Source organism: Candidatus Jordarchaeum sp. (assembly GCF_052745115.1).
Window position 1 is genome coordinate 1 of the sequence record NZ_JBRAKS010000350.1, and the last position, 3,984, is coordinate 3,984.

Consider the following 3,984-nt stretch of genomic DNA (forward strand, 5'->3'; position numbering starts at 1 on the left):
ACGGGGGTGGAGTGGAGGGCGGCTGATGAACTCGCGAGGCCGCCGCATGATACTGCGAAGCCCCAACTCTATGTAATTCTATGAATTTCTACATAGAGTAGAACCCGACGACAAAAAAGACTACATCACAAAACACAAACTAATACACCAACTAATGAGCAGAGGAAACCACACCAGAGAATACGCAGAAAAAATAATCAAAAAGTACCAAGAACGCAAAATACTAAGCTACACCGCCAACTACGTGGACGTAAAGCAGTACAAGCTAAAGGAAAGAGACTTGTTTTCCCCCATTGTAGATGCTTTTAAGAACGCAGCCAAATACCATGGAGGCAAATCCCAAACATGGGTTGACGAAGACCTCCTACTCTGTACACTAAAAGAAATGAATCCCGAAACAGACACAAAAATACTCCTAGAGAAAAACACAGAAAACCTAGAAACAAGAACCACTCACGACATAAGAGAGGGATACGAAATCAATAACTTAGAAGACTTACTTCTAGACGGAGCAAGCGAATGCAGAGACGAGCAAAGACTCATGAAAGAAGCAGAAAAAGAAGAAGGCTCCAGATACGCAATATGGCACATCGAGTTCAGGGACATAAGAGAAATCTTCAAAGAAGCCTACACACAGGGAAAAAAACACTCACATACAAAGAAATAACAAACAAAATAGCCCAAAAACTCGGACTAAACCAAAAAGAGACAGACAAGGTTTTCTGGACAGCACTCAGCACCTTCAAAATATGGCCAGCATGGGAAAAAATAAGGGCAAAAAATGGGAAGAAAAAGAATACTGGTGGGGAGGAACATGCGACTACCACCCGCCAAGACCCGCGGAATACTAAGAAAAAATCTTGACAAACACCTAATCAAAGACCAGTAAAAATCCCAAATCCTAAAGGTCAGTACATGGGACAGACAATAAACACTCCACCTATACCACACGCCAAAAGATATTCCACATCGTCAAAACTTTTACATCACAAAAAAAGAAAAAAATGTTAGGCTATGTGCCTTCAGCCCATCCTGATAGATATGCTTCTTGCTCAGGAGTCAAAACATCCAGCTTAAGACCCATCGCCTCACACTTCAAACGCGCCACAGTCTTATCAATCTCCTCGGGGATGCCCAGAACCACACTACCCATCTTAGACAACGAATCCTTATTCTTGACAATCCACTCAACAGCCAAAGCCTGATCCGAAAAGGACATATCCATAACCTCACTAGGATGCCCCTCAGCACAAGCCAAATTCACAAGTCTGCCCTGAGCGAGCAGGTAGATTTTCCTCCCGTCTTTCATAGTGTATTCGTCGACTAGAGGTCTCAACTCCCGCTTACTGACACTAAGTTTCTCTAGATCAGGTATGCTTATTTCAACGTTGAAATGCCCAGTGTTACAAATAGTTACTCCGCTGCGCATTCTCTCCATGTGCTCTGCTCTAACCACCGATGTGTTTCCAGTAGCCGTGACAAATATGTCACCAACCTCAGCGGCTTCTATCATGGGCATCACATCGAATCCCTCAAGTGCAGCTGTTAGGGCTCTGTGTGGGTTAATTTCGCAGATGATGACTCTTCTCGCTCCCAGTCCCTTGGCTCTCAACGCTACACCTCTGCCGCAATGGCCATAGCCTACTACTACAAAATTTTTGCCGGCTATGAGGTCGGCTGTTGCACGTAGGATTCCGTCGATTGTGCTTTGTCCGGTTCCCCACAGGTTGTCGAATTTGGGCTTAAACAAGTTGTTGTTTATGTTTCCCATTTTGTGGGGGTGTCATTGGTCGCTAAAATCGGATATTCAAGGGCGCCATCTTTGGCCATAGCCCTTAATCGAATTACGCCTGTGGTGGTTTCTTCGGCTCCGGCCCATACGTTGTCCGCCCAGTCTGTTCGGTTTCCTAGGATTTTTTTGACTATTTTGATTTCTTCTCCGGTTTCTCCTCCTTTGAGTTTGATTAGGGTTGATACTAGGTCGGCGCCATCGTCTAGAGTAATGTTGGGTTCTCCTTTTATTACGTTGGCTATTGCTCGGTAGTATCCTTCGTAGTCCATTCCTTTCCATGCAAAAGTTGCTATTCCTTCTTTTACTAATGCGGCGGCTACATGATCTTGCGTTGATAGTGGGTTTGAAGCACACAGGTAGACTTCTGCGCCTCCCGCTTTCAAAGCTTTAGCGAGTACCGCTGTCTCCTTCGTGATGTGAAGACAAGCGCCTATTATCGTTTTCACGAGTGGTTTTTCTTTTTCGAATCTTTTTCGGATTTGCATGAGGACTGGCATGCGTGTTTCTGCCCATTCGATGGTTGTTGCTCCGCTGGGGGCTAGTGACAAGTCTTTTACTTCATAATTTTTTCCTTTTTCTGTTTGTGTCATTGGTTTCACCTCTTGTGAGGTGTGTTTTGTTTTTCTTTGTAGGCTAAGCTTATAAAGGTTATATATATAGTGCTTAATAATTTGCACATGAAATGATTGTTTTGTGTGGTTTTTATGCGGTTAGATGCTGTGGAAGAGGCGGTTTTGAATCTTCTGTTGGAGGATTCTTCTCTCGGTGTGAAGGGTTTGGCGGAGAGGCTGGGTAAAAGCCGAAACCATGTGGCTAAGGTGGTTAATCGGTTATTTGAGAGGGGGGTTCTGAGAGGGTATTCTGTTGTTTTGAATCCTTTGAAAATATTGTTTGATCGTAGTATTTTTCTTTTTGTTAAAACGAATCCTCATGAGTATGATATTGTTAGGGGTTTGTTGGATCTTCCGCAGATTCAGTCTATGGATGGGATTTCGGGTGAGTATTCTCTTTTAGGGGTGTACCGGTTTCGTTCTCCTTCTGAGTTTTCTTCTTTTCTTTCTGGGCTTGACCGTTTGATGATGGTTTCAAGGTTTAAGAAATACCGTTTGGTGGAGATACTGACCACTTTTAAGGAGTCTGGGGTCGTTGTTCCTGATTCAAAAACCGATTATTACCCTGTTTCTGATTTTGATTGGAAGTTGCTTAACATCCTTAGGCAGCAGACCAATCCTATGCCTTATCCTCAAACTGATTTGGCTAAGAAGTTAGGTGTTTCGCAACCTGTGGTTTCTAGGCGAATTTCTAAACTTCGGAGTGAGGATGTAATTATCGGTTATACTGCAAAAGTAGATTTTTCTGCTATGGGCTTGGATGCGAAGTTTTATTTGGAAATTAGGGTTGATCCTGCGTCTTATCTTTCGGTGGCTAGGAGGCTGTGTGGGTTTGGTGAGGTTTGGAGTCTTTATCGGACTGGGGAGGAGTATGGTTTGATGGCTGTGGTGCGTGTGAGGGATGTTGAGCATTATAATCGGTTTTTACTGAAAATTTTTGAAATGGATGACGTTATAGATACTTATTCCAGTGTAGTTTTTCAGGAGTGGATGTAATTTTGAAGATGAATAGTTTGGTGGATTGATTTACACTTTCTTTTTTTGGAGCTTTCCTTATACTATTTAAATTAGTGGCTGTGTATGTGTCAGTGAGGTTAGACTTTTCAATTATGCTATAGAGAGTTATAAACTCTGAATATGTTCTAGTTTTTCTTATCATAAAATATTAAAATGACTTAAGTTTGATTGAAGGCACATCTTCCGTGTGTGAGGAGTGAAAGTAAATGTTTCTCTATTAAACGGTAACTAGAGTGGTTCACATTTATAGAAAGTTTTTGTAAATGCACCAGAATTTTTGGAAAAACATTCACTGGTTTTGTTTTAAACTTAATATTTTAGAGCGGACGGGTGTTTATTGGATGGTGTTCTACATGAACCTTTCGCCCGCTAATAAAATCCGTAGCATAGGAAGCAAGATCAAATGAGAAAACAAGAGACCCAGAAATGCGGGTAGAATACTCATAGGCTAAATACATAAAGTATTATGATTAAAGCCCAACAAGGTAACTTCCGATTTTTATTTCTGTAAGGGTTTACAGCAGTAGAAAGATTTAATGATAAATAATACCATTCTTAGACTTT

At 41.8% G+C, this 3,984-nt stretch carries 2 protein-coding genes and 1 pseudogene; 2 read left to right on the top strand and 1 reads right to left on the bottom strand.

The genetic code is table 11. From position 1 onward, the window contains the following. The first annotated feature begins 154 nt into the window (after positions 1 to 154). A complete protein-coding gene (locus ACUVXA_RS17615) occupies positions 155 to 667 on the top strand; it encodes a hypothetical protein (protein WP_445872594.1) in 513 nt (170 codons plus the stop codon). 345 nt (positions 668 to 1,012) lie between these two features. Here ACUVXA_RS17615 and ahcY read toward each other — a convergent pair. Next, positions 1,013 to 2,382 (bottom strand): annotated as a pseudogene (gene ahcY / locus ACUVXA_RS17620) (adenosylhomocysteinase). Positions 2,383 to 2,496: 114 nt separating this feature from the next. Between ahcY and ACUVXA_RS17625 the strand changes: the two are divergent. Further along, the gene (locus ACUVXA_RS17625; protein WP_445872595.1) at positions 2,497 to 3,399 is read left to right on the top strand and encodes an Lrp/AsnC family transcriptional regulator; all 903 of its coding nucleotides are present in this window, start codon (positions 2,497 to 2,499) and stop codon (positions 3,397 to 3,399) included. Positions 3,400 to 3,984: the final 585 nt, after the last annotated feature.

What these genes read in the sequence shown, in the direction of transcription:
- ACUVXA_RS17615 (WP_445872594.1), top strand. Translation starts at nt 155, where the DNA reads ATGAGCAGAGGAAACCACACCAGAGAATACGCAGAAAAAATAATCAAA.
- ACUVXA_RS17625 (WP_445872595.1), top strand. Translation starts at nt 2,497, where the DNA reads ATGCGGTTAGATGCTGTGGAAGAGGCGGTTTTGAATCTTCTGTTGGAG.